Annotated in this window: 1 pseudogene; it reads right to left on the bottom strand. The window is 58.2% G+C overall.

The annotated features are described in order from the left end of the window. A pseudogene (locus tag EN780_RS39955) lies at positions 1–157 on the bottom strand (TlpA family protein disulfide reductase); the annotation flags it as partial. Positions 158–771: the final 614 nt, after the last annotated feature.

Below are 771 nucleotides of genomic sequence, written 5' to 3'. Positions count from 1 at the left end.
GCATCAGATGGGGCATCCCGTCCACACACGAACCGCACCAAGTTGCCCAAAATTCGACGATGTACACTTTGCCGGGCTCGAAGCTGGTGAGGGGCTCGCCACGCAGCCAGGTTTCCGCTTGAATCGAAGGAGCCGGGGACTCGATCTGCAACACCACGTTGTTCTCCAAAGCCGTTGTCAAAGGTTGTGAGATTTTCTGCACGAGCTTATTTCCCTCTCAGAGACGGCACACGGTTCAGGGGAGAGAACATCCTCGTCTGCTCCATTGCATACCGTCCTGCTGCAAGCGTTGCAAGGTCCATGCCAGCGGGCTCAGCGCGCAAGTGCATGAATATGCTTTGAAAAACCTCCGCAGTGCCCGGATGGCGGTTGGATTGAACCTGACAAGTTTCTGCCTTTGTCAGGTTTTGAACGCGCATTGCCCGTGTTTCGCGCCGCCAGAAAAGCGTGGCCCATCCGCACGATCCTGAAGCCCAAACCGTCGAACACGTGCGACACCGCCGCAATATGTCGTGCCATGCATCGATGCCAAGCGCCTCGGCGTTGAGCTCGCAGCACGCCAGAACATCATCGACGAGACGTTCAAGCTCGACCCGGGAACGGGAAAACGGCCCGAGGTTTGGCCTTGGTCGGGACGGCCGAACGGCAATATCGCCGAGAGGGAAAGACGCAGAAGAAGATCATCACACCCGGCGAGCCGAAAGTGTCGGCAAGCCATCGCAGAAGGCAGCAAACATGCAGGCCCAGACGTATCGCTGGGCGATCTGAGGG

Source organism: Mesorhizobium sp. M4B.F.Ca.ET.089.01.1.1 (assembly GCF_004022605.1).
Taxonomy (GTDB): Bacteria; Pseudomonadota; Alphaproteobacteria; order Rhizobiales; family Rhizobiaceae; genus Mesorhizobium; species Mesorhizobium abyssinicae.
This window is presented reverse-complemented; position numbering and strand designations above follow the sequence as displayed.